The following is a 22,884-nucleotide window of genomic DNA, read 5'->3' on the forward strand; positions in this document are numbered from 1 at the left end:
CCGGCCTGAGCACGCGCGCCTCGCAGGCGGCGAACGGCGACGCGGTCCTGGCCGGGCAGTCGGTGAGCGCGACTGCGCCGACCAGGATCAGCAACACCGTCAGCCTCACGCCGGACTCCACGGCGGACGGGCTGCAGGGCTACGCCACCGGCGCCAACAACTCCGGGCTGTTCGGCCGCAACAACTCGACGGACGGCATTGGTGTCTCGGGGGCGGCCCCCAGCGGGACCGGTGTGTTCGGCGAGAGCAGCAACGGCTTCGGGGTCGGCGGCAAGTCCGACGCGAAGTACGGCGTCTACGGCAAGTCGAACAGCGCCGAGGGCGTCTACGCCGAGTCGACCTCCTCCACGGCTGCGCGGGGCGTCAGCACGAGCGGCGTTGGCGGCTCGTTCGCCGGCGGGCTCTCGGCCATCCGCCTGGTGCCAGCGGCCAGCGGCACGGGCGCGCCGACCGCGGGCGCGCACCTGCAAGGCGAACTGTACGTCGACAGCGCCGGGACGCTCTTCTACTGCACCACGGCAGGGACTCCCGGAACCTGGCAGCAAGTCGCCCTCGGGTCGGGTGGTGGGGGCGGGATGACCAACCCGATGACCACCCAGAACGACCTCATCATCGGGGGGACGTCCGGCGCGCCGGCCCGCCTGGCGAAGGGGTCGAACGGCCAGATCTTGACCGTCAACGGCTCCGGCAACGTCGCCTGGGCCACGCCGTCCGGCGGCGGATCGGGCGACAGCTTCATGGCGCCGCTCACCGCGCCCCCGTCCAGTGGCTGGTCCTGGCTCAATCAGGGATCGTCAACTACCTCACGGGTCAACAGCGCCGAGGTGATCGAGGCACCGGCAGCAACCAGCCACCAGATCCGTGAACGCTACCGCTCGCTTGCGTCGGGCACCTACACCCTGACAACCCTGATCGCGCCAACCATGCTCTATAAGAATTACGTCCTGGCCGGCATCTTCCTGCGCGAGTCGTCGAGCAGCAAGCTGATCTGCTTCGGCGCTGGCTACGCGACAGGGACCTTTGTCCAGGTGCTCAAATTCACCTCGGAGTCAGCGTTCAGCGCCAACTACGTGGCCCATGTCGCCGACGCCACGATCTGGTGGCTCCGCATCCAGGGCAACGGATCCAACCGGATCTGTTCGACAAGCAAGGACGGCCGGGCGTTCGTCGAGATCCACAGCGTCAGCCGGACCGACTTCATCACCCCCGATCAGGTCGGGTTCTTCGTCAACGCCTACAACCAGACCACCCCCAACATCCCGGCCGCTGTTTCCCTGATCTCCTGGAACGGCGTGTCCTGACGGTGCGCGTCCACTCTCATGCGCTTCCCACTTCAGCGGCGACAGCTTGTCCTGCCTCGTCGCCGTTTGCGTATGCCGATGTGCTGGGCCGACAGCCCCTCGACGACGACCTCTCGCCGGATCGCCGAGATTTCTCGCGGAGTCACGTGAGGAGTGAGTGCGCCGGCGCACTCACTCCTCACATCGGGTAGGTCGCGACGGCCACGGCGCAGCGGTCATTGCCGTACGCGCCGCGTGTGCGTGCGTCTCAACCCCAGCGCGGCATCAGGCCGGTACCGGCACCGCGATCTTCGAGCACTCCTCGCGCAGCCGCCGCGCCACGATCGACGCCTCATCGCCCCGCAGGTTGTGGGGATCGACCAGCAGCTTGCCCTGGAACGCCCGCGTGAGGATCGGCGGATCGCCGGCCCGCAGCCGCTCGACCACCTGATCGGGCGTGAGGCCGGTCTTCTCGTCAATCGAGACCAGGATCGTCGGCGTCGTCCAGATGGAGCTGTCCTCGTCGAGGACCGCTGAGATGCCGTGCAGCCCGTCGAGCGCGCCGACGATCTCCTTCGCCTCTTCGACGTGCTTCGCCCATTCGACCGTCCAATCGGTCTCCATGAACAGGTCGAACGCCGTCACCAGCCCGATGATGTCTTCCTTGGAGACCTTGGCCGGGCGGCCAATCGCCCCGTTCGGCGCGCCATTGAGGGCCACGGCTCGGATCAGATCCTTTCGGCCGATCAGCAGGCCGCTGCCCTGCGGACCACGGATGCCCTTGCCGCCGCTGTAGATCACCAGGTCGGCGCCCATGTCGGTCCAGCGGGTGAGGTGTGCGACGGGTGGGAGGGTCGAGGCGCCGTCGACGATGATCGGGAGGCCGTTGCGGTGCGCGATGTCGATGGCGGTCTCGACGGGCACGCCGTTGTCGCCGAGGTACGGCGAGACGATGTACATGATCGCCGCCGTGCGGTCGTCGATGCCGGCCTCCATCTGCTCGGGCGTACAGCCATCCTCGTCGCCGACCTCGATCAGGCGGGCGCCGGCCTGCCGCAGCGCCTGGTCGTAGCGGATGCGGCGGCACTTCTCGATAACGATGCCGTCCTTCAAGCCGGTCGTGTCGGGGAGTTGGACGATGGCGGCAGGATTGTCGCCGGCGATGACGGCAGCGGCAGAGAGGAGCAGTCCGCCGGCCGATCCCGACGTGACGTGCGCCGCCTCGACGCCGATGCGGGCGGCGATGTGCTCCCCCGCCTTCCGATTCAGCTCTTCCATGTCCACGAACGCCGTCGCGGCCTCGGCCATGGCGTCAAGCACCACCCGGGGCATCAGCGAACCACTCGCCATCGTGTTCATGCCGCGTGCGTTGATCACCGGTTGGACGCCGAGACGCTGGTAGACTCCCATGCGACACCTCCTGGCGGCCGATTGTAGCCGGGCAGGAGTGGCGAGTGTAAACAGTCTGCGAACCACCCTTCGGCCTGCCCTGCCGAGCCCGGCGATGCCCTCATACCCTGAACCCGGTTGACAAGCCCATCCTTCTGGAAGGAGCCGCAGATGTCCGCCTCCCTCGACGATTCCCCCGCTCCCGTCAGCGGCGGAATGCCCTCTGAAACGCACCCCCGTCTGAAGTGGATCAGCAAGCTCATCGCCCGCATCTACCTCAAGCTCGTGCACCAGTATGAGGTGCTCGGGCAGGAGCACCTGCCGCCGCAGCCGCCCGTCCTGGCCATCACCAATCACGTCAGCAATCTCGACGTGCCAGCCTTCGCCCTGGCAGACCCGTACCCCGGCTCGGCGCTGGTCGCCAAGGAGGAGTTGACGAAGCCGCCGATCCTCAGGCAGATCATGGCCTCCTGGGGCGCGATCCCGGTCTCGCGGGATGGCCGCGACTCGTCGGCCCTGCGCGAGGTGCTCCGCAAGCTCAAGGAGGGCCGGCTGGTCGCCATCGCGTCCGAGGGCACGCGCAACCTGACCGGCGGCCTGGGAGAGACGAACCCGGTCCTGGCCCGTCTGGCGATCCAGGCCTCGAACCAGGGGGTTCCGCTGGTGCCGGTGGCCGCGGTCGGCACCTACGAGTGCATGCCGAAGGGCGCGAAGTTTCCGAAGCCCGGCAAAGTCAAGGTGCTGATCGGCCCGCGGTTCGACCTGCACCACCTGAAGTCGTTGCCGAAGGACGAGGCCGTCAAAGAAGCGCAGCGGATTCTGCACGAGCGGCTCTGGGTGATGATGCAGTCGGGATTGCCCATCGCGCCGAAGCCGAGCGCGCCCGAGCCGGCCGGTGCGGCCCCCTCGAAGGCCTGAGGACGCGTTCGCCGCGCGAAAGCTGAGAAGCGTGCGGCCCAGAGAGATATCAAAAGGCTGAAAATCGCCATGCTTTCCGCAACGCCGTTCTGCTATCACTCGTCTCTTCATGAAGAGAGGGTGAAGAACCGCGCGTTCGGACCGACTCAGCGGATGGCGCGAGTCTTGCATGGCTCGATTCACGCAGCTGAGGCTTCTGTTCGCCGTTGGCGCTCGCAGCCTCTCGCTCTCAACGCAATCGTGCGGAGTCGGAGGATTCATGCGTATTGGACGGCTGGTGTTAGTCGTGGCGACCCTTGTCGCCATCCTGGTGTTCCCGCTGGTACTCAAAGACGCCGTGCAGGCACTCAAGCTCCCGTCTGCCTATGCAGCGCAGAGCATGGCCGATGCAGGAGGGCGGCTCTATCAGAACGGCAACAACAACGACAATGACGACGGCGACAACGACGATGGCGACAACGACGACGGCAACAACGACGGCGATGATGACAACGACAACAACAATGACGGCAGCGGCGACGGCGACGACAACGAGAGCAACGACAATGAAGGCGAAAGCGAAGACAACGACAACGCCGTCTGCTACGAGAGCCTGAACTCAAACGAAGAGGTCCCCTGCGACTTCGACGACAACGGCAACGACAACTACTACGCACCGGCTCCCGCCCCAGCCCCGGCAGCCCCGTCCGCGTCTGCGCCTGCGCCGCAGGCGAACAACCGCTGCTTCGCGGCTGGTGAGACTGGCAACGTGACCCTCAACCTGAGCGGCGGCGCGGTCGCCGTGCGGGTGGTTGGCCCGGGCCTGCCCCAGAGTTCGTGGATCGAGCTGACCAACGTGAACGACCTCGGCAGCATCCCGGCTCCGCCATCTGGCGCAACCTTGCTTGACACGATGGTCTGGAACATCAACAGCGGCGCTGGCTGCTCCAGTGGCGCGGCCGGTCAGATCTCGGGCGATGTGAACCTGGGCATCACCTACAGCGTCTCGGCGAACAAGTCGAAGTTGCAGATCGTGATGCTCCAGAACGGCCAGTGGATGGAAGTCCCGACCGTCCCGGATCCGGACGCGAACAACCCGTACATCTCGGCGACGATCCGCAACACCGGCACCTACGCGGTGATCCAGAAGCCGTAGCGGTTCCAGCGACCAGGAAGCAGGTCTTCCCTTCTGGGGCGGCCTGCTTCCTGCACACAGCAGGATCATGAGCGCAGCTGCCGCACCACCACGGCACGTCCTGACTCGGCCCGCGGTCATCCACCTGATGACGCGGGCCGAGCCGTTGCTCGCGCCGATCTGCGCCACGGCGCTGCTGCTGCATCCGACGCCGCTGACCTGGCCGGCAGCGCTGCTGGGGCTGGCCCCAACCGCCACGCGGCTCATCGTGACGCGCCGGCCCTGGCAGCCAACTCCCGTGGACGCCCCGCTCTTGCTGCTGATGCTCGGCGGCCTGCTTGGCTACGCCTTCGCGCTGGACTCGCTGACCGCTGGCATTCGCCTGACCGGGCTGCTCGCCGCCGCGATCGTCTTCGCCTGGGTCCGCGAGCAGGTACTGACGCCTGCCCGCGCCGAGCGCGCGACCGTGCTGGTGGTCGGCCTGCTGGTGTTGGCGACGGTGCTGCTGGTACACATCGCCCAGCCGTTTCTGCGGCTGGACCGTGTGCCGCCCCTCGGGTGGCTGGCTGCGTTCCTGGAGCCGTGGGGCCTCTACCGCGTGCTGGTCGCGGACCCGGGCGCGTTGCAGCGCTACCGCTGGTACGCGTCAGGCGCCGGCGCACTGGCGGCAGTCGGCATCGGGACGGTCACCGGACTCGGGCTGGCCGGACTCGGGCTGATCGGGCGGCGGCGCGATTGGCTCGTCGGTCTGGTGGCAGCCGGGTTGCTCTTTGCCGGCTTGCTGGTCGCCGCCGACAATCGCGGCTCGATGGTCGCCGCCGCCCTGACGGTGGGCCTGCTGATCGTCCTCTGGCGTCCGAAGCTTACGGTGGCCGCCCTGCTGGTCGTGTTCGGCGCGCTCGACCTGATCGCGCTCGGCGTCGTCCAGCGCGGCCTGAATCTCCGCACGGTGGTCGAGCGCCTCCAGTTCTGGGAGAACGGCCTGCGCCTCGCCTCCGAGGCCGTCTGGACCGGCGTCGGGTTGGGCACACGTTCTGTCGAACTGGCCTACCGCACGGCTTTTCAGCCGACCTATCCACCCTTCAGCCACACCCACAATATCTTCGTGCAGGGACTGCTGGAGCAGGGACTCCTGGGACTGCTCGGCCTGCTGTTCCTGGTGCCGGCCCTCGCCCGGCTGGCAGTGCGCGCCCGCCAGCTCCCCGACGAACGGCTGCGCACCACGGCGTTTGGGGCCATCGGGGCGATTCTGGCGCTGTTGCTGGCCGGCCTGACGGAGATCGTGGCGCTCACGACGCTGGGGGGCGTGCTGCTGTTCGCCCTGCTCGGCCTGCTGGTGGCCGCAACCGACGGCTCACCGCGGGCGGCCCCGTTGGGCCACCAGGGCGACCCGGTCCAGCACGGCTGGCACGCGAGCGTTCGTGTACGGGAGTGGCTCGCACGGGGGAGTCGACGCCCGTGGACCACCGGCCTGAGCGCCGGCGCGGTCGCGCTGATCCTCCTGCTGGCCGCCGGGGTGGCCCGGCCGCTCATCGCCTCGCCGTTCCTGAACGCCGGCTCCAGCGCACTCTATCGCGGCACGCTGGCCGGCGGCGTGTCGGCCGCCGAAAAGCGGTCCGCCCTGGCCGACGCCGACTACTGGCTCAACGTCGCGCAGGCCATCGATGCTGACAGCGTCGCGGCGGCGCGGAATCGGGCGCTGGCAGCGGCTGCCGCCGGCCAGCGTGACGCCGCCCGCACCCTGGCTGACCAGGCTCTTGCCCTGACGCCGCGCAGTGACCGTCATCAGCTGTTCGGCGTCGGGCGGGCCTTCGTCGCCAACGACGACTGGGATCACGCCATCACGGTCTGGGAACAGGCCGGCGCGGGTCCACAGTTGTATCGCCTGGGGCAGCGGCTGGTGGAGCGGCGGGACAACGCCGACCTGCAGCATGGACTCCGCGCCCTGGCGGCGGCTGCGCGGGCCGGCGCACCGGGCCGCATCGCGCAGGACACGATGGTGCAGGCACTGCTCGCACGAGGAGCGCCGCTGCCAGATGCGCTCGCGTCGATCTGGCCGCTGCTCTACTTCGGCGGCGACATCGAGTACCAGACTCGCCTGGAGATCGCGCGAATCTATCGCACCCAGGGCGACTTCGTACAGGCCGAAAGCTTCCTGACGTGGTTCAGCGACAGGCCGGCTGATTCACAACTGCCGCTCGAACGGGGTCTGCTCCTGCTGGCTCGCGGCGAGTCTGAGCGGGCAGAGACGCTCTTGCGGGAGGCCGTGGCCATGCGCGATCCGGCCCTGCCGCTCCCGGCGGGCGACGACCCCAGCTACTGGCTGGCGACGGCCCAGGCCCGTCTCGGGAAGCACCACGAGGCTGTCAGCACGGCCCGGGCGGGCCTGTCCGCCCTGCCGGCCGAGCAGGCGGACCTCGCCGGGCCGTTCCACCTGCTGATCGCCGACAGCCTCCTGGCCCTTGGCGATCCGTCCGAAGCCGTGCGCGTGCTCGAAGCGGGCCAGCGGGCCGCCCCCAACAACGCGGCAGTGCGGCAGGCGCTCGGCCGGGCGCGAGAGGCCGCGCGCAGCAAGTAGGCGCACGGACCGACACCGCAAGCGCCCTGCAGGGCGCTTGCACGCCGGGGCCGCAGCGCGTATCCTCTCTTTCAGTATGCTGAACAGTCATTCACCATGCTGAAAGATGAGTCGCCGGGCGCCCGGCGCTACCAGGACGAGGTGCCGGCCGTCGCGCGGGCTGTCCGGCTGCTCGAACGGCTGGCGTGCGATCCCCGGCCGCGTTCGCTCTCCGAGCTGGCGCGCGACCTGGAGGTCGGGCCAAGCTCGCTGTTGGCGATCCTTACGACCCTTCGCCACGCCGGACTGGTGGACCGCGATGGGGACGGTCAGTACTTCGTCGGCTCCGGGCTGGTGGCGCTCGGGAACGCCGCTGCCTGCCAGGTTCGGGCCTGCGAGCGTTTCGCCACGATCGCCGACCGGCTGGTCTCGACCGTTGGCGAGACCGCCCTGCTCTGGATGCGCCAGGGCGACAGCTTCGTGCTGGCGGCGGCCCGCGAAGGCACCCAGCCGCTCCGCTTCGTGCCGACGCCGGGGGTGCGCCTCTGCACGTCGGACACGGCCCTGAGCCTGCTGGCCGATGGCGTCGCGCCGCTGGTCGAAGAGGAACTGCTGCCGGGGGTCTGGACGGTCGGCGTGCCGCTCGCCACGAGCGTTGGCGAACACGCCTGCCTGGCGCTGGCTGGCCCGCGCGAGCGTCTCCAGCGGCCGGAGGTCCAGACGGCGCTGCTCGCCGTCGTCGGGCAGGACCCGGCCACCACCCGGCCGCCCCGCGCCGTCCCAGCGTCCCGCGAGGCCGCCACATCCGGCCCCATCGACGACGACGAGCTGAACGCGTTTCTGGCGCAGGGGCTGGTCGCCACGTTGAGCTACGTGGCCGACGATGGGTACCCGGCCACCGTCCCGCTCTGGTACGCCTGGGACGGCTCGGCGTTCTGGCTCACCTCGCGGCCCGGATCGGAGTGGGCCGAGCACGTGCTGCTGGATCCGCGCGTGTCGCTGGCCGTGAGCGAGTCGGCCCCGCCGCTCCGTCGCGTCCTCGTGCGCGGCGAGCTGACCGAGATCGCCGATCCCGCCGGCGAGCGCTGGCGTGAGATCGAGGCGCAACTGGCCGGGCGCTACGCCGGCTTCGACGCCTCGCGCGAGCCGGCAGCGGCCGGTCGCGGACGGCTCCTCAAGCTGACGCCTGGGCGGCTCATCGCCTGGCGCGGTCTCCTTCGCTACCCCAGACCCACGCCCGATCCGGAGCGGCCGGGCACGGCGAACTGGAGGCGCCTCGGATGAGTCGCTTTGTTGACGGACGCTTCCGCCGCCGCGTGTCCCGCGGCATCGGCCTCGTGGCGGCGGCGCTGCTGATCGCCCTGGCCGTCTCCGGGTGCGGTATCTCGTTCGGGCGGCCGGCCACGCCGATGCGGACCTTTCACTTCATGGCCGGCTACAAGCCGCAGGCGAACCTGCCTTTCGTCGGCGTCTACCTGGCGCAGGAGAAGGGCTACTTCGCCGAGCAGGGCCTGAACGTCGAGATCGCGCACTCGGCCGGCCAGGGCGAGCACCTGAAACTGCTGCTGCAGGGCTCGGTCGACGTGACCACGGCGGACGCCGACTCGGTGCTGTCGCGGCGATCCGAGGGCCTGCCGGTGGTGTCCATCGCGGTGCTCGGTCAGCGCGGCCAGCGGGCGTTCGCCGTGCAGGACGGCTCGGAGATCCGCCAGCTCAAAGACTTTGAAGGCAAGCTGGTCGGCTACAAGGTCTACCAGACGCCGGACTACCTGGCGATGCTGGCGATGGCGGGCGTGGACCGCTCGAGGATTCAGGAAGTCCCAGTCGGCTTCGATCCGCGCCTGCTGGCCGCCGGCAAGGTTGACGTCTACCCGGTCTTCGAGTCGAACGAACCTGAGATTCTCAACCGCCTCGGCGTGCCGACTCGCCTCTTCCGCCCCAGCGACTACGGCGTCCCAAACCTGGGCCTGACCTACATCTCGCGCCAGCAGCTGGTGGATTCCGATCCCGCGGCCCTGGAACGGTTCCTCAAGGCGACGCTGCGCGGCATCGAGGATGCGCGCCGCGATCCGGAGGCGGCTACCGACATCATCATGAAGTTCGCGCCGAACGAGGAGCGCGCGCAGCAGCTGTACATGCTGAAGGTCGAGCTGGACATGGCCAACGGTCCGGCCGCGCAGCAGGGCGGCGTCGGCTGGTCCACCACCGAGCAGTGGCAGGCGTTCCACGACTCGCTGCTGACGTACGGCGGCCTCAAGCAGGCGGTCCCCGTCGAGAGCGTCTTCACCAATACACTGCTGCAGGCCGTCTACAGGGACGGCAAGCTGGTCTGGCCGTGATCGCTCCGACGGTCGCGCGGCCGGTCGAGCCGCATGCGTCGCCCGCCGTGCCCGCAACGATGCTCGCGGTGCGGCAGATCTCCCACGTCTACCGGGGCCGGGACGGCACGCCGGTGCCCGCCGTCGACGGTGTCTCGCTCACCATCGGCGACGGCGAGCTGGTCGCGTTTCTGGGGCCGAGCGGCTGCGGCAAGTCCACCCTGTTACGAATCCTCAGCGGCCTGATCCACCCAACCGGCGGCACGGTGTCCGTGGCCGGCGCCCGGCCGGCAGATGCCCGCTCGTCACACGGGATCGGCTGGTTGGCCCAGGATGACGGCCTGCTGCCCTGGCTGACCGTCGCGCAGAACGTCGGGCTGGCCGGCAAGGTCGGGAAGCGGAAGGCCGTCTTACAGCCCGGCGCGGTCGAGGCGATGCTGGTGCAGGTCGGTCTTGCGGAGAGCGGTCGGCAGTATCCACACGAGCTGTCGGGCGGGATGCGGCAGCGCGCCGCCCTGGCCCGGGCGCTGGTCTCGGAGCCGGCCCTGCTGTTCCTGGACGAGCCGTTCGCAAGCCTCGACGAGCTGACCCGCGAGCGGCTCGGAGACCTTCTGCTGGACGTGCGAGCTGCCCGGCGCCCGACCACCGTGCTGGTGACGCACAGCGTCGTCGAGGCGGTGCGGCTGGCGGACCGGGTGATGGTGTTCTCGCCACGGCCGGCCCGCATCGTGGCAGACGTGGCGATCGGCGAGCCGCGCCCCCGCCCGTACGACAGTCCGACGTTCGGGCGGCTGGTGCAGCAGTTGAAAGACACGCTGGCCGACCGGTAGTCGATGCTGCCCGTCTCTCAGCTCCGGCAGGGTTTGCCGACCATCGCGCTGCTCGGGGCCGTCCTCCTGGTCTGGGAATCAGCCGTGCGCCTGCTCGGCGTACCGAGCTTTCTGCTGCCGGCACCGTCAGCCGTCGCCGCCCGGCTGCTCGGCGACCCGGTCTTCTTCGGGCGCGAGGGTTTGATCACCCTGGGCGAGGCGCTGGGCGGACTGCTCATCGGTGGTGTGTTGGCGTTCGGCGCGGGCCTGCTGATGGCCCGCTGGCGCTGGCTGGAACGGGCGCTGCTGCCCGTGGCCGTCGTGGCGAAGGTGACGCCCGTCGTGGTGGTCGCGCCGCTGTTCGTCCTCTGGTTCGGCTTCGGCGCGTGGCCCCGGTTGCTGATCGCCGCGCTGCTCGCCTTCTTCCCGATCCTGATCGGCGCGGTGGCCGGCCTGCGGGCCGTCCCGACTGCGGCCCAGGAAGTGCTGCTGACGCTGGACGCTTCGGCCGTCGAGGAGGCGTGGCTGCTGCGCGTGCCGGCCGCCCTGCCGCAGCTGTTCGCGGCCCTGAAGGTCGCGACGACCCTGGCGCTGCTCGGGGCGGTGGTGGCCGAATGGGTCGGTGGGGACCGTGGCCTCGGCCGTGCGATCCTGCTCGCAAACTCGAACCTCGATACCACCACGGCCCTGGCTGGCGTCGCGACCATCGCCGCCATCGGCATGGCCTTGATCGGCGCGATCACCCTGCTGGAGCGTCGGTACGCCTTCTGGCAGGCGCCGCTCGACCGCTCGTAGCATCTGGCCGCCCGGCGGCGAGCCTCGGCGGATGGATTCCAGACCGGTCTGAACGCCAGCCGAGTATCCTGACTGGAGTGGGATCGCTCGGGAGCGCCGACGCTCGGCCGAGGGGACGGCAGGCAGCCTGACCCGCTCGCCCGAACCTGGACGGCCGCGGCACCCCGAGCCGCATCGGGAGGTCACCTACGATGGCAGCCAGCAAGACGCCGTATCGCGCCGACCATGTGGGAAGCCTGCTCCGGCCGCCGGAGGTGCTGGCCGCGCACGCCGAGCACGCGGACGGCCGCATCTCCACCGAACGGCTCCGCGAGATCGAGGACCGTGCCATCCTCACCGTGCTCGACGTACAACGACAGGCCGGCATCGACGTGCTCAGCGACGGCGAGTACCGCCGCTCGAACTGGGCCGGCGACTTCTCGGCGGCGGTGGACGGCTACGTCTCGGCCACCATGCCGATCAGCTTCGCCTGGAAGTTCGACGCCGACGTCGAGAACGCCAGCGAGGAGGAGCTGGCCGCCTCCCTGGCGATCATGCCCCAGCAGGCCGGGCGGGTCATCGGCGCGCGGCTCAAGCAGCTCCAGCGGCTGACCGGCCACGAAGCACCGTTCCTCAAGGAGCAGGCCGGCGGTGCGTACAAGATCACGATGCCGGCGCCGTCCTACGTGGTGGCGCGCGGCTACAAGCCCGGCATCACCACCGAGGTCTACGGCTCGCGCGCCGAGCTGATGGACGAGGTCGCCGGCATCTATCGTGGCGAGGTCCAGTGGCTGCTCGGCCAGGGCGTGCCGTACATCCAGCTCGACAACCCACACTACCCTGACTATATCGAGGAGAGCCGCCGGCAGCAGTGGCGCGACATCGGGATCGACCCGGCCGCCGCGATCCTCGAGGATATCGCCGGCGACAACGCCTGCCTCAGCGGCATCGACCGCTCCAACGTGACCATCGCCACGCACATCTGCCGGGGCAACGGCCGAAGCGCCTGGCACACCCAGGGCGGCTACGAGCCGATTGCCGAGGCGGTCTTCGGGGGCCTCAACGTCGACACGTTCTTGCTGGAGTATGACTCCGAGCGCTCAGGCGGCTTCGAGCCGCTGCGATTCATCCCCCAGGGCAAGAACGTCGTGCTGGGCCTGATCACCACCAAGACCGGGGCGCTGGAGTCGCAGGACGCGCTGCTCAGGCGCATCGACGAGGCCTCGAAGTACGTGCCACTGGACCGGCTGGCCCTCAGCCCGCAGTGCGGCTTCGCCTCGGTGGACGCCGGCAACCTGCTCTCCTGGGACGAGCAGAAGCGCAAGCTGGAGCTGGTGGCGGAGACGGCCCGGAAGGTCTGGGGCTGAGCCAGGAACAGGCTCGCGGATAGGTGGCTGCCTGACAATTCTACGACTCCCCTTGTCGTCCTGAGCGCAGCGAAGGACCTCACCCGCTGACGCGAGCGTTGACGGTCAGCGGGTAGGGCGAGCGGTGACCATGACCGATACGGCGCGAGTTGACGGTCAGCGGGTGAGGTCCTTCACTGCGTTCAGGATGACAACCCGACATTGCAGGATGACAATTGGCAGTTGCAGAATGGCGTGGCACTGTTCGGGATGATCTGGTTTCTGCCGAGCGGCGCTCTGGCTCAGCACTCTGTTGCCACGTGGAGAGCGTCCGTTCGCGTCTTCGTACGGCGGTGCGGGGGCGGCCGTCCGCGACCTACGCCCGGCCGAGCACCCCGGCCATCCGCTCGATCCCCTCGCGGAGATCGTCGTCCGAGGCGGCGTAGCTGAACCGCACGTGGCCGTCGCCGGCATCGCCGAAGGCGTTGCCCGCCACCACCGCGATGCCCGCCTCCTCCAGCAGCAGCTCGCACAGCTCGGCGCTCGACTTGCCAGTGCCCGTGATGCTTGGGAAGGCGTAGAACGCCCCACGTGGCTCCGGGCAGGTGACCCCCTTGATACCGCGCAGCCCTTCGACCAGGATCTTCCGCCGCCGGTCGAACGAGGCCACCATGTCATCCACGACGCCCTGGTCGCCCGTGTACGCCTGGACCGCCCCGAACTGGGCGAAGGTCGTCGCGCCGGACACCGTGTACTGGTGCACCTTGACCATCAGGTCGCTGAGCGGCTTCGGCGCGGCGATGAACCCGAGCCGCCAGCCCGTCATCGAGTACGCCTTCGACAGCCCGTTGACCGTCATGGTCCGTTCCCACATGCCCGGCAGGCTGCCGAGACTCGTGTGGGTCGCGCCGCCGTAGACCATCCGCTCGTAGATCTCGTCTGAGAGCACCAGGAGATCGTGCTGCTGGGCCAGCTTCGCCAGCTCTTCGAGGACTGCCCTCGGGTAGACCGCGCCGGTCGGGTTGTTCGGCGTATTGATGACCAGCATCCGCGTCCGGGGCGTGATCAAGCTGGCGACCGTCGCCACGTCGGGCACGAACTCGTTCTCGGCGTAGCACGGCACCGGCACGACCGTCGCGCCACACAACTGCGCGCACCACCGATAGTGCAGCCAGGCCGGATCGGGCACCAGCACCTCGTCGCCGGGGTCGAGCAGGGCCAGGAACGCTGCGCCGACCGCCTCGTTCGCGCCGACCGTCACGATGACCTCGTCTTCGGGTCGGTAGTGGAGGCCGCTGTCTCGCTCCAGCTTCTCGGCGATGGCCGCCCGCAGCCGCGGGATGCCGTAGTTGGACGAGTAGTGCACCTGCCCGGCCCGCAGCGCATCGACGGCCGCCTCCTTGATCGGGGCCGGGGTGTCGAAGTCCGGACGCCCGATCTCGAAGTGCAGCACCTTCCGCCCGGCCTTCTCAAGCTGCGTCGCGCGCTCCAGCACCCGGCGAATGTCGGAGAACGGGATGCCGTTCATGCGCGTTGCGCCGCGCACGGACGGGGGATACTCGGGCATAGTGCCTCTCCTCCTGGGCGGAACGGCGCGGTGCGCCCGGCGCCGACCGATCATCATGCTCGCCGCGGCAATGGTAGGCGCGGACCGACAGGCCGCGCACAGCGTCACCGTGTATCGTTGGCAGGGCAGTGCGCCGTGATCCGCGCTGAAGGGAGTCGTGCAATGGTGGCGAAGCTGCTGACTGGCGTCTGGCCGATCCTGGTCACGCCGTTCACGGAGGACGGTCGCCTGGATCTCGCCAGCCTCAGGCGGCTGGTCGAAGGATCGCTGGGGGCGGGCGTCAACGGCGTCGTCGCGCTCGGCGTCAACGCCGAGGCCGCACGTCTCTCGGATGCCGAGCGCATTGTCATCGCGCAGACGGTGGCCGAGGTCTGCCGGGCGGCCAGCCGGCCGTTCCTGGTGACGGTCAGCCACCCGGGCACCGAGGTGGCGTGCCAGCGGGCCCGCGAGGCGGCCGACCTGGGAGCGGCCGGCGTCATGGCCGCCCCGCCCCCGTTCTCACGGTTCGGGCCGCCGATGCTGGCGCACTACGCCGCGCTGCGCGAGGTCGGGCTGCCCATCGTGGTGCAGGACTACCCGCCCGAGACCGCCGTGACTCTGACACCCGAACACCTGGCCGAGATCCTGGCCGTCTGCGGCCCCGGCGCCGGCATCAAGGTCGAAGACGCGCCAACGCCCCCGAAGATCGGACGGCTGCGCGCGCTGGTCGGGCCAGACGTCGGCCTGGTCGGCGGACTCGGCGCGATGTACCTGTTGAGCGAGCTGCGGCGCGGCGGTGACGGCGCGATGACCGGCTTCCCGATGCACGACGTGATGCTGACCATCTGCCGCGCAATGGCCGCCGGCGACGAGGCCACGGCCGAGATGGCCTACCGGCGCTGGCTGCCGCTGATGGTGCTCGGGGCGCAGCCGGGGGTGGGCCTGACCATCATGAAGGAGGTGCTGCGACGGCGCGGGCTGATCGCGCACGCTGGCCTGCGGAAGCCCGGCCCGGCCCTGGACGAGATCGGCCGGCGCGAGCTGGACCGAGTGCTGGCGGCGGCCTCGGAAGCCTGACCGAGCCGGAGGCGAAGCTCGCCACCGGCAAGGAAGGCCAGGAAAACACAAAGGCCGAGCGTCCTCAACAGGATGCTCGGCCTTCTCGCCGTTCGCGGCATGAGAGTTGCTCACTACCGCATGCGTGTGTGGCGGGCTCGAGGGGATTCGAACCCCCGGTCTCGGCCTTGACAGGGCCGCATGTTAGGCCACTACACCACGAGCCCATGCGCCGTACGGCGCAGCGAACGGGATTCTAGCACGCCCCGCGCTGCACAGACAATGCTTCACGAGGCCAATCTCGCCAGATTCGGGAAGACCGCCCGGGTCGGTCAGCACCCAACCTGACGATCCACACGCAAGATCGTGCGAATCTGATCCTGTCGAACCGACGCGCCTGACGGGCAGGCTTCGTTACACTAGAATGAGGACAGGAGGTACGTGTGACGCCGACGACGATCGCGCAGGACGAGCTTGAGGCATTTCTCCAGGTCACGCGCGACGTCTTCCGACGCGCTCAGGCGACATCTCCTCGGGGACGCGCCCTGCTGGCCACGCCGCTGACGGGCAAATACCCGTACGTGTACACGCGCGACCTCGCCATCACCATCGCGGCGCTCTGCGAGCTTGACTCCCTCGACCTCGCCCGCGAGTACTGCCGGTTCCTGCTGCGCGCCCAGGCGGCCGATGGATCCTGGGTGCAGCGCTACGATCCGGACGGACGGCCAGCCCAGGCGGCCGAGCAGCAGGACGCGACGGCCCTGGCCGTCTGGGCCTTGCTGACCTACGTCAAGGCCGCCAACGACGACACCCTGGTGGAGGTCGCGCGGGAGCCCATCGAGCGGGCGACGGCGTACACCATCAACTGCACGCTCAACTCGTATCTGTACCTGGTCGAGACGACCAGCTCCATCCACGAGTCGGATGTCAGCCAGGGATACGAGATCTGGAACAACTGCGCCCACGCGGCGGCGTTCGCCCTGGCGCACCGAGTCTACGGCGGCGAGCAGTACCGGCGGCTGGCCCTGATGATCCGTCGCGCCATCGGGCTGCTGATGGTGCAGGACAACCGCTTCCTGCGCCGACTCGATCCGCACGGCTACCCCGATCCGCGCCCCGACGTGACGATGATGGCCCCGTTCTACTTCGCGCTCTGGTCGCCCACCGAGCGGGCCGTGCTCAACTCGGCGGAGGTCATCGAGCGGGCGCTCTGGAACGTCGAGATCGGCGGATATATCCGTTACCTGCCGTACTCGCCGGCCGAACGGCTGGCGCTGCCGGGGCCGTACCCCCACTTCACCGCCTGGATGGCCCAGTACCACTACGCCATCGGCAACCAGGACCGCGCCGAGGCGATCATGCGCTGGCTCTTCGACAACTCGGAGCAGTACCGCCTGCCGGAGATCGTGGTGCCGGTCGCGTCGGTCCAGCGATTCAGCAGCGAACTGCGTCGGAACATCGACGAGGCGGCGCGGGCGTCACGGATGAGCCTCGGTCCGACCGAGGAGATTCGCACGCGCCGTCACGCCGAGCTTGACGGACTGGTCGCCGACGCCCGCGGCAACGAGGTGGTGCGGTCGAACCTGCCGTACGTGTGGGCGCACGTCGAGACGCTGCGCGCGCTGCGGCGCGGCGGCTACGTCGGACGGTGGGAAGTGGAGCCGAGCGCGCACCGGTCGCACTGACGAGGAGTCGGGAGTCGGGAGCGAGTGTACGGTCTGGCGGCTGCTGACCACCTGGCGCACCCCCGCAATCTCGGCAAGCTGTCCGATGCCGATGGCGTCGGTCACGTCGACTGCCCCGAGACGGACACCCAGGTCACCATCTACGTGCGGCTCGGCCACACTGACGACGGTGTACCGCTCCTGCGCGCGGCGCGGTTTCGGGCGTTCGGCTGCGGCGGCTGCATCATCGCGGCCAGCATCGCGACGGACATGGCGACCGGTCAGCCGTTCGAGCAGGTTCGCGCCCTGACGGCCAGGGCGATCCTCGCCGCGCTGGACGGCGGTCTACCGGCCGAGCAGCGCTACTGCGCCGATCTGGTGGTCGAGGCCCTGCGGCTCGCACTCGAGAGCGCCGCGCCAGCGGCCACCTGAACCTGGGGCGGTCCTACGTCGGCGATGTCAGGGGCGCGGGGCCAACGCCGCTCAGAGAGGACGCCATCCGCACCGCGAGCGTCAGCGAGTCGGACCTTCGCCACTCCGGTCCACACGCTCAGGGCGATTGCATGTTCGTTGGTGTTCCCGCAACGCCATGGCGCGAGAAAGTCGGGGGTTGAAACCCCCGTCTACAGTCATTCCGTCGCTGCGCGACGGACGCCGGAAGCAGCATCGACAGGTCAAACAGGGGCGTCGCGAAGCGACTGCAGGATGGTAGGCGGGGCTTTCAAGCCCCGACCACCCTGCACGACCCGCTCAACGCGCAATCGCCCTGTCCACGCGCTGACGCTCGTGGTGCGGAAGCGCGACGCCCTGATCGGCCGACCGCCCTACTTCTCGACCGGGTAGCCGTGGCCGCGCCAGGCGCTCATGCCGCCTTCGAGGTTGTAGAGGTTCTCGTAGCCCAGCGAGGCGGCCACCTCGGCGGCCACGCCGCTCCGCTGCCCGACCTCACAGACGAAGATCACATGATCGCTGGTGATCTGCGTCGGCGAGCCGATGATCCGGGCCAGCGGGATCAGCTTCGCGCCCGCGATATGGTCGCGCTCGTACTCCCACGGCTCGCGGACGTCGACCACAGTGACCTGGCCGCTCTCGATCAGCGACCGGGCCTCCTCTGGCTGAATGCGTCGAAACGGCTCGGCGAATGTCTGATCGTCGGCAGACATAGTCCCACCTCTGGCTCAAATTGACGAAGTTGACTGAGTTGACTCAGTAACGTCTGTTTCCTGGTCGAACGATACTGCCGCGCTCCGAACAGCGGCAATAGCCCGTCGAGCGTTGGGATGTCGGGCAAAGCGGTCGAGGCGCGGCGGCCGGGCGAGCGACGACCCGCGCGATGGTCCGTCAGCCTACCGACCGGCGGCCCGCTTGCGATTCTCCGCCTTGAGCTGCCCGCATGCCGCCGCGATGTCGCGGCCCCGGCTGGCCCGAATCGTGGCCAACAACCCAAGCTCGGCCAGCCGGTCGCGGAACGCGCGGGCCAGGGCGGGCGGCGTCGGCTGATACTCGGCGTCGGTGGCGTTGTACGGGATCAGGTTGACATGCGAGAGGCGGCGCGGCAACAGCTTCGCCAACTGCTCCGCGTGCGCGGGGCCGTCGTTGACGCCGCGCAGCAGGATGTACTCGAAGCTGACCCGCCGACCCGTTCGCTCGGCGTAGGCGCGGGCCGCCGCCATCAGGTCGCGCAGTGGGAACCGCTGGTTGACCGGCATCAGCGAGTTCCGAAGCTCGTCGTTCGGGGCGTGCAGCGAGATCGCCAGGGTGATCTCCAGGCCCTCGTCGGCGAGGCGGCGCATCTGCGGCACCAGTCCGCTGGTCGAGACGGTGATCCGCCGCTGGCTCAGGTTCATGCCTTCGGGATCGGACAGCCGGCGGACCGCCGCCACCGTCGCCGCGTAGTTGGCCAGCGGCTCGCCCATCCCCATGAAGACGACGTGCGTCGGGCGAGCGTCCGGCGCTTCCCGACCGAACCCGTACACCTGATCGACGATCTCGCCGGCGGTCAGGTTGCGGGCCAGTCCCATGCGGCCGGTGGCGCAGAAGGTGCAGGCCATCGCACAGCCGGCCTGCGTCGAGACGCACACCGAGAGCCGCTTCGCACCCTCCGGCGAGACGGCCGGAATGGCGACCGTCTCGATCTCCTGGCCCTCGGCCAGCCGGACCAGCCGCTTGCGGGTGCCGTCTTGCGAGACCGCCTGCACCACCAGCTCACCAGACTGCAGGCGATACTGTTCGGCCAGCGATGTCCGCAACCGAGCCGGCAGATCCGTGATCTCGTCCCACGAGCCGACCAGCCGACTGTGCAGCGCCTTGTACAACTGCTTCGCACGGAACGACTTCTCGCCCAGCTCGACGAGGGCTGCCTGAAGCGCGCCCTGATCGAGATCGAGGACGCACGGCAACGCCGACGAGGCCGCGCCAGGGATCTGGACGGCGTCCGGGGGCGTCGGGAGGAGCGGCAACGGCTGAGACATCAGGAGAAGTATGGGCGGGACCGTCAAGGTCACACCACAACGACGGCGCTGCCGCCGTGGTCTCGGGCGCGGAACGGTGGCCGGGAGTGAGGGCTTCGGTATCCTTTGGCGAGGGGGTGTGCAGTGGGATACGTCGAAGAGATGCGGCAGGCCATCGGCAGCCGTCCGATCATCCGCCCGGGCGTCCGCGCGATCATCCGCAACGAGGAGGGCAGCGTCCTGCTGCAGTTGCGGGGCGACTTCCACATCTGGGGTCTGCCAGCCGGCGGCATGGAGATCGGCGAGACGGTCGTCGAGGCAATGCGGCGCGAGGTCTTCGAGGAGACGGGCCTGACGGTGCTGCGCGCGCGGCCGTTCGGCATCTACTCGAACCCGGCCTACACCATCACCTACCCGAACGGCGATCAGGCCCAGCCCTACGCGACGGGCTTTCTGGTGGACGAGTGGACCGGCACGCTGACCGTCGACGGCGACGAAACCCTGGAGCTGCGCTGGTTCCCCCTGGACAGCCTGCCGCCGCCAGAGCAGATCCTTCCCGCCCACCGGCGCGTCTTTGGCGACCTACAGCGCTTCTTGAACAGCGGGGAGTTCACCGTCGATTAGGTCACGCCATCACGCCGGTTGCTGAGCGGCCGGTTGACGTTCTGCAAGTGGCGTCCCTACCATTCCCGTATAAGCCGGACAGGCTGGCGATCGCAGAACGATTTATGGATCGGCCCTGACTCGCCGTGATGGGGGCTGAGGCGCGTCTCAGCGTTGTTTGCGCCTCCCCGCAAGGCCCGTTCACCCCGTGAATCACGCGACCTTCCGCACCGCACGTATCAGGTCACGGTACGCTACGTCACGCAAGGAGCATTGTCCGCATGGTTGCTGCAAGCAACGGCTCGTCGTCTGCCGGCGGGTCTGGCGCCCATAAGTGGGTCTACCTCTTCGACGAGAGCAGCCCGGACTCTCGGAACCTGCTGGGTGGTAAGGGCGCAGGCTGCGCCAGCATGACCCAGGCCGGACTGCCGGTCCCTCCAGGCTTCACCATCACCACCGAGGCCTGCGTCTACTACTACAGCCACAGCAACGACTTCCCGGAGGGCCTCTGGGAGCAGACGCTCGCCGCCCTGGCGAACGTCGAGCAGAAGATGGGCAAGAAGCTCGGCGATCCGAACGACCCGCTGCTGGTCTCGGTGCGGTCCGGTGCGCGCGTCTCGATGCCGGGCATGATGGACACCGTCCTCAACCTCGGCCTGAACGATGTGAGCGTCGAGGGCCTGTCCAAGCTGACCAGCAACCCGCGCTTCGCGCTGGACGCCTACCGCCGCTTCATCAGCATGTTCGGCCGCATCGTCCAGGGCATCGACCCGCTCAAGTTCGACCACGTCCTGGACGAGGCGAAGGAGAAGGCCGGCGTCAAGACCGACCCTGAGCTGACCGCCGAGAACCTGCGCGGGGTCGTGGCCGAGTACAAGAAGATCGTCAAGGCCGAGACTGGCAAGGAGTTCCCGTCCGATCCGCTGGAACAGCTTCGGCTGGCGATCCAGGCCGTCTTCGGCTCCTGGATGGGCAAGCGTGCGGTGGACTACCGCCGCGCCGAGAAGCTGCCGGACGACTGGGGCACCGCCGTCAACGTCCAGACGATGGTCTACGGCAACATGGGCGACGACTCGGGCACCGGCGTGGCGTTCACCCGCGACCCGAACACCGGCGAGGCCGTCCTCTACGGCAACTTCCTGGCGAACGCCCAGGGCGAGGACGTGGTGGCGGGCATCCGCAACGCCGAGCCGATCACGGCGATGGAGGCCCACAACCCCGAGGTCTACCGCCAGTTCGTCCAGATCGCCGGGCAGCTTGAGACGACCTACCGCGACATGCAGGATCTGGAGTTCACCGTCGAGCGTGGCAAGCTCTTCATGCTCCAGACCCGCAACGGCAAGCGGACCGGTCGGGCGGCCGTCAAGATCGCCAAGGACATGGTCGAGGAGAAGCTGATCTCGACCGACGAGGCCCTCCTGCGGGTCGAGCCGCGCCACGTCGTGCAGCTGCTGCTGCCGCGCTTCGACGAGGCGGCCAAGGCCGCGGCCGACGCGGCCGGCAAGCTGATCGCGAACGGCGTCGCGGCCTCCCCGGGCGCGGCCGTTGGCGAGGTCGTGTTCGATCCGGACCGGGCCGAGCACCGGGCGCAGACCGGCGCGCGCGTGATCCTGGTTCGCCCCGAGACGGCCCCAGACGACTTCCACGGCATGATCGTGTCGCAGGGCATCCTGACCTGCCGTGGCGGCACGTCCAGCCACGCCGCCGTGGTGGCGCGCGGCCTGGGCAAGCCGTGCATCGTGAGCGCCGAGGCGATCCGGGTTGACCTGGACGGGCGGACGTTCACCGTCGGCGAGACGGTGGTCAAGGAAGGCGACGTGATCTCCATCGACGGCAGCACCGGCGAGGTGATGCTCGGCGAGGTGACGACGGTCCAGCCGAACTTCGCCGAGGACGAGGATCTCCGCACGGTCCTCGGGTGGGCCGACAAGCGCCGCCGGCTGGGCACCTGGGCCAACGCCGACCGCGAGCGCGAGGCGTTGCACGCTCGTGAGCTGGGCGCTGAGGGCATCGGCCTCTGCCGCACCGAGCACATGTTCGAGGAGGCCGAGCGCCTGCCGGTCGTGCGCCAGATGATCCTGAACGCCGCCAAGGCCCGCGCCGGCGAGGAAGGCCCGAAGGCGCTCTACCTGGAGGCTTTGGAGACGCTCCTCGGCTACCAGAAGGGCGACTTCAAGGGGCTGCTGCGGGCGATGGACGGCCTGCCGGTCATCATCCGCCTGCTGGATCCGCCGCTCCACGAGTTCCTGCCGAAGTACGAGGATCTGCTCGTCGACACCACCGAGATGCGGATGAAGGGCGAGACCGGCCCGGCCTACGACGAGAAGATGGAGCTGCTGCACGCGGTCGCCACGATGCGCGAGGCGAACCCGATGCTCGGTCTGCGGGGCTGCCGGCTCGGCCTGCTCTACCCGGAGATCAACGAGATGCAGGTCCGCGCCATCTTCGAGGCGGCCGTCGAGCTGAAGCAGGAGGGCAAGGACCCGCATCCGGAGATCATGATCCCGCTGGTGGGCGACGTCCGCGAGCTGCGTCGGGCCAAGGACCAGCTGGAAGAGGTCGCGCGGGAGGTCGTCGGGAAGGCCGGCGTCCAGCTCGACTACAAGTTCGGCACCATGATCGAGGTGCCGCGCGCGGCCCTGACGGCGGGCGCTATCGCCGGCGAGGCTGAGTTCTTCAGCTTCGGCACCAACGACCTGACCCAGACGACCTACGGCTTCTCCCGCGACGATGCTGAGGGCAAGTTCCTCGGCTTCTACCAGGATGCCAAGCTGCTCACCAACAACCCGTTCCAGGTCATCGACCCGGACGGCGTGGGCAAGCTGATCCGGATGGGCGTCGACGACGGCCGGGCCACCCGCCCGACGCTCGAAGTCGGGATCTGCGGCGAGCACGGCGGCGATCCGGAGTCGGTCGAGTTCTGCCACAACGCGGGGCTGAACTACGTCAGTTCGTCGCCGTTCCGGATCCCGGTGGCGCGGCTGGCGGCGGCCCAGGCGGCCATCCGCGACGCCGACGGCTCAGCCTCGCGGGTCAGCACCACGGCGTAGTCTCGCTCGG

At 69.2% G+C, this 22,884-nt stretch carries 18 protein-coding genes and 1 tRNA gene; 14 read left to right on the top strand and 5 right to left on the bottom strand.

All coding sequences use genetic code 11. The features are described from left to right. Nucleotides 1–1,301, top strand: a 1,301-nt coding sequence (locus IT306_00040; protein MCC7366781.1) for a hypothetical protein, incomplete at its 5' end; no start/stop codon positions are given. Nucleotides 1,302–1,565: 264 nt separating this feature from the next. Here the strand turns inward: IT306_00040 and IT306_00045 are convergent. After that, nucleotides 1,566–2,690 (bottom strand): aminotransferase class V-fold PLP-dependent enzyme, encoded by a 1,125-nt coding sequence (locus tag IT306_00045; protein MCC7366782.1) that lies wholly within the window; start codon nt 2,688–2,690, stop codon nt 1,566–1,568. A gap of 150 nt (nt 2,691–2,840) precedes the next feature. Between IT306_00045 and IT306_00050 the strand changes: the two genes are divergently transcribed. From IT306_00050 to IT306_00085, 8 genes are all read left to right on the top strand, one after another. Then, entirely contained in the window at nt 2,841–3,587 is a 747-nt protein-coding gene (locus IT306_00050) for a 1-acyl-sn-glycerol-3-phosphate acyltransferase (GenBank protein MCC7366783.1), read from the top strand. A gap of 259 nt (nt 3,588–3,846) precedes the next feature. Then, entirely contained in the window at nt 3,847–4,722 is an 876-nt protein-coding gene (locus IT306_00055) for a hypothetical protein (GenBank protein ID MCC7366784.1), read from the top strand. Nucleotides 4,723–4,789: 67 nt separating this feature from the next. Then, nucleotides 4,790–7,279 carry a tetratricopeptide repeat protein gene (locus IT306_00060; GenBank protein MCC7366785.1) on the top strand — a complete coding sequence of 830 codons (2,490 nt, stop codon included), beginning with the start codon at nt 4,790–4,792 and terminating at the stop codon, nt 7,277–7,279. Between the two features lie 96 nt (nt 7,280–7,375). Continuing rightward, a complete protein-coding gene (locus IT306_00065) occupies nt 7,376–8,542 on the top strand; it encodes a helix-turn-helix domain-containing protein (GenBank protein MCC7366786.1) in 1,167 nt (388 codons plus the stop codon). Next, nucleotides 8,539–9,597 (top strand): ABC transporter substrate-binding protein, encoded by a 1,059-nt coding sequence (locus tag IT306_00070; GenBank protein ID MCC7366787.1) that lies wholly within the window; start codon nt 8,539–8,541, stop codon nt 9,595–9,597. The genes IT306_00065 and IT306_00070 overlap by 4 nt, the downstream gene beginning before the upstream one ends. A gap of 59 nt (nt 9,598–9,656) precedes the next feature. Next, a complete protein-coding gene (locus IT306_00075) occupies nt 9,657–10,406 on the top strand; it encodes an ABC transporter ATP-binding protein (GenBank protein ID MCC7366788.1) in 750 nt (249 codons plus the stop codon). Nucleotides 10,407–10,409: 3 nt separating this feature from the next. Then, complete coding sequence (locus IT306_00080) at nt 10,410–11,180, top strand: ABC transporter permease subunit (GenBank protein ID MCC7366789.1); 771 nt, start codon at nt 10,410–10,412, stop codon at nt 11,178–11,180. A gap of 191 nt (nt 11,181–11,371) precedes the next feature. Then, entirely contained in the window at nt 11,372–12,526 is a 1,155-nt protein-coding gene (locus IT306_00085; protein ID MCC7366790.1) for a 5-methyltetrahydropteroyltriglutamate--homocysteine S-methyltransferase, read from the top strand. 355 nt (nt 12,527–12,881) lie between these two features. On the opposite strand, the gene IT306_00090 is transcribed toward IT306_00085, so the two are convergent. After that, nucleotides 12,882–14,072, bottom strand: a complete 1,191-nt coding sequence (locus IT306_00090) for a pyridoxal phosphate-dependent aminotransferase (GenBank protein ID MCC7366791.1) — start codon at nt 14,070–14,072, stop codon at nt 12,882–12,884. Between the two features lie 162 nt (nt 14,073–14,234). Here IT306_00090 and IT306_00095 point away from each other — a divergent pair, with 162 nt between their 5' ends. Continuing rightward, nucleotides 14,235–15,128 carry a dihydrodipicolinate synthase family protein gene (locus tag IT306_00095; protein MCC7366792.1) on the top strand — a complete coding sequence of 298 codons (894 nt, stop codon included), beginning with the start codon at nt 14,235–14,237 and terminating at the stop codon, nt 15,126–15,128. A 129-nt stretch (nt 15,129–15,257) separates the two neighbouring features. Here IT306_00095 and IT306_00100 read toward each other — a convergent pair. Next, nucleotides 15,258–15,334: transfer RNA gene (locus IT306_00100), tRNA-Asp, on the bottom strand. Between the two features lie 216 nt (nt 15,335–15,550). Between IT306_00100 and IT306_00105 the strand changes: the two genes are divergently transcribed. Both IT306_00105 and IT306_00110 read left to right on the top strand, forming a co-directional pair. After that, entirely contained in the window at nt 15,551–16,792 is a 1,242-nt protein-coding gene (locus tag IT306_00105) for a hypothetical protein (GenBank protein MCC7366793.1), read from the top strand. Between the two features lie 24 nt (nt 16,793–16,816). Next, complete coding sequence (locus IT306_00110) at nt 16,817–17,203, top strand: iron-sulfur cluster assembly scaffold protein (GenBank protein MCC7366794.1); 387 nt, start codon at nt 16,817–16,819, stop codon at nt 17,201–17,203. A 392-nt stretch (nt 17,204–17,595) separates the two neighbouring features. Here IT306_00110 and IT306_00115 read toward each other — a convergent pair whose 3' ends face one another. Next, a complete protein-coding gene (locus tag IT306_00115) occupies nt 17,596–17,934 on the bottom strand; it encodes a rhodanese-like domain-containing protein (GenBank protein ID MCC7366795.1) in 339 nt (112 codons plus the stop codon). Between the two features lie 183 nt (nt 17,935–18,117). Then, nucleotides 18,118–19,242 (bottom strand): 23S rRNA (adenine(2503)-C(2))-methyltransferase RlmN, encoded by a 1,125-nt coding sequence (gene rlmN / locus IT306_00120; protein MCC7366796.1) that lies wholly within the window; start codon nt 19,240–19,242, stop codon nt 18,118–18,120. A 123-nt stretch (nt 19,243–19,365) separates the two neighbouring features. Here rlmN and IT306_00125 point away from each other — a divergent pair, with 123 nt between their 5' ends. Together IT306_00125 and IT306_00130 are read left to right on the top strand one after the other, a co-directional pair. Continuing rightward, nucleotides 19,366–19,845 carry an NUDIX hydrolase gene (locus IT306_00125; protein MCC7366797.1) on the top strand — a complete coding sequence of 160 codons (480 nt, stop codon included), beginning with the start codon at nt 19,366–19,368 and terminating at the stop codon, nt 19,843–19,845. 260 nt (nt 19,846–20,105) lie between these two features. After that, complete coding sequence (locus IT306_00130) at nt 20,106–22,874, top strand: pyruvate, phosphate dikinase (GenBank protein ID MCC7366798.1); 2,769 nt, start codon at nt 20,106–20,108, stop codon at nt 22,872–22,874. The last annotated feature ends 10 nt before the right edge of the window (nt 22,875–22,884 follow it).

Source organism: Chloroflexota bacterium (assembly GCA_020850535.1).
Lineage (GTDB): Bacteria > Chloroflexota > UBA6077 > UBA6077 > JACCZL01 > JADZEM01.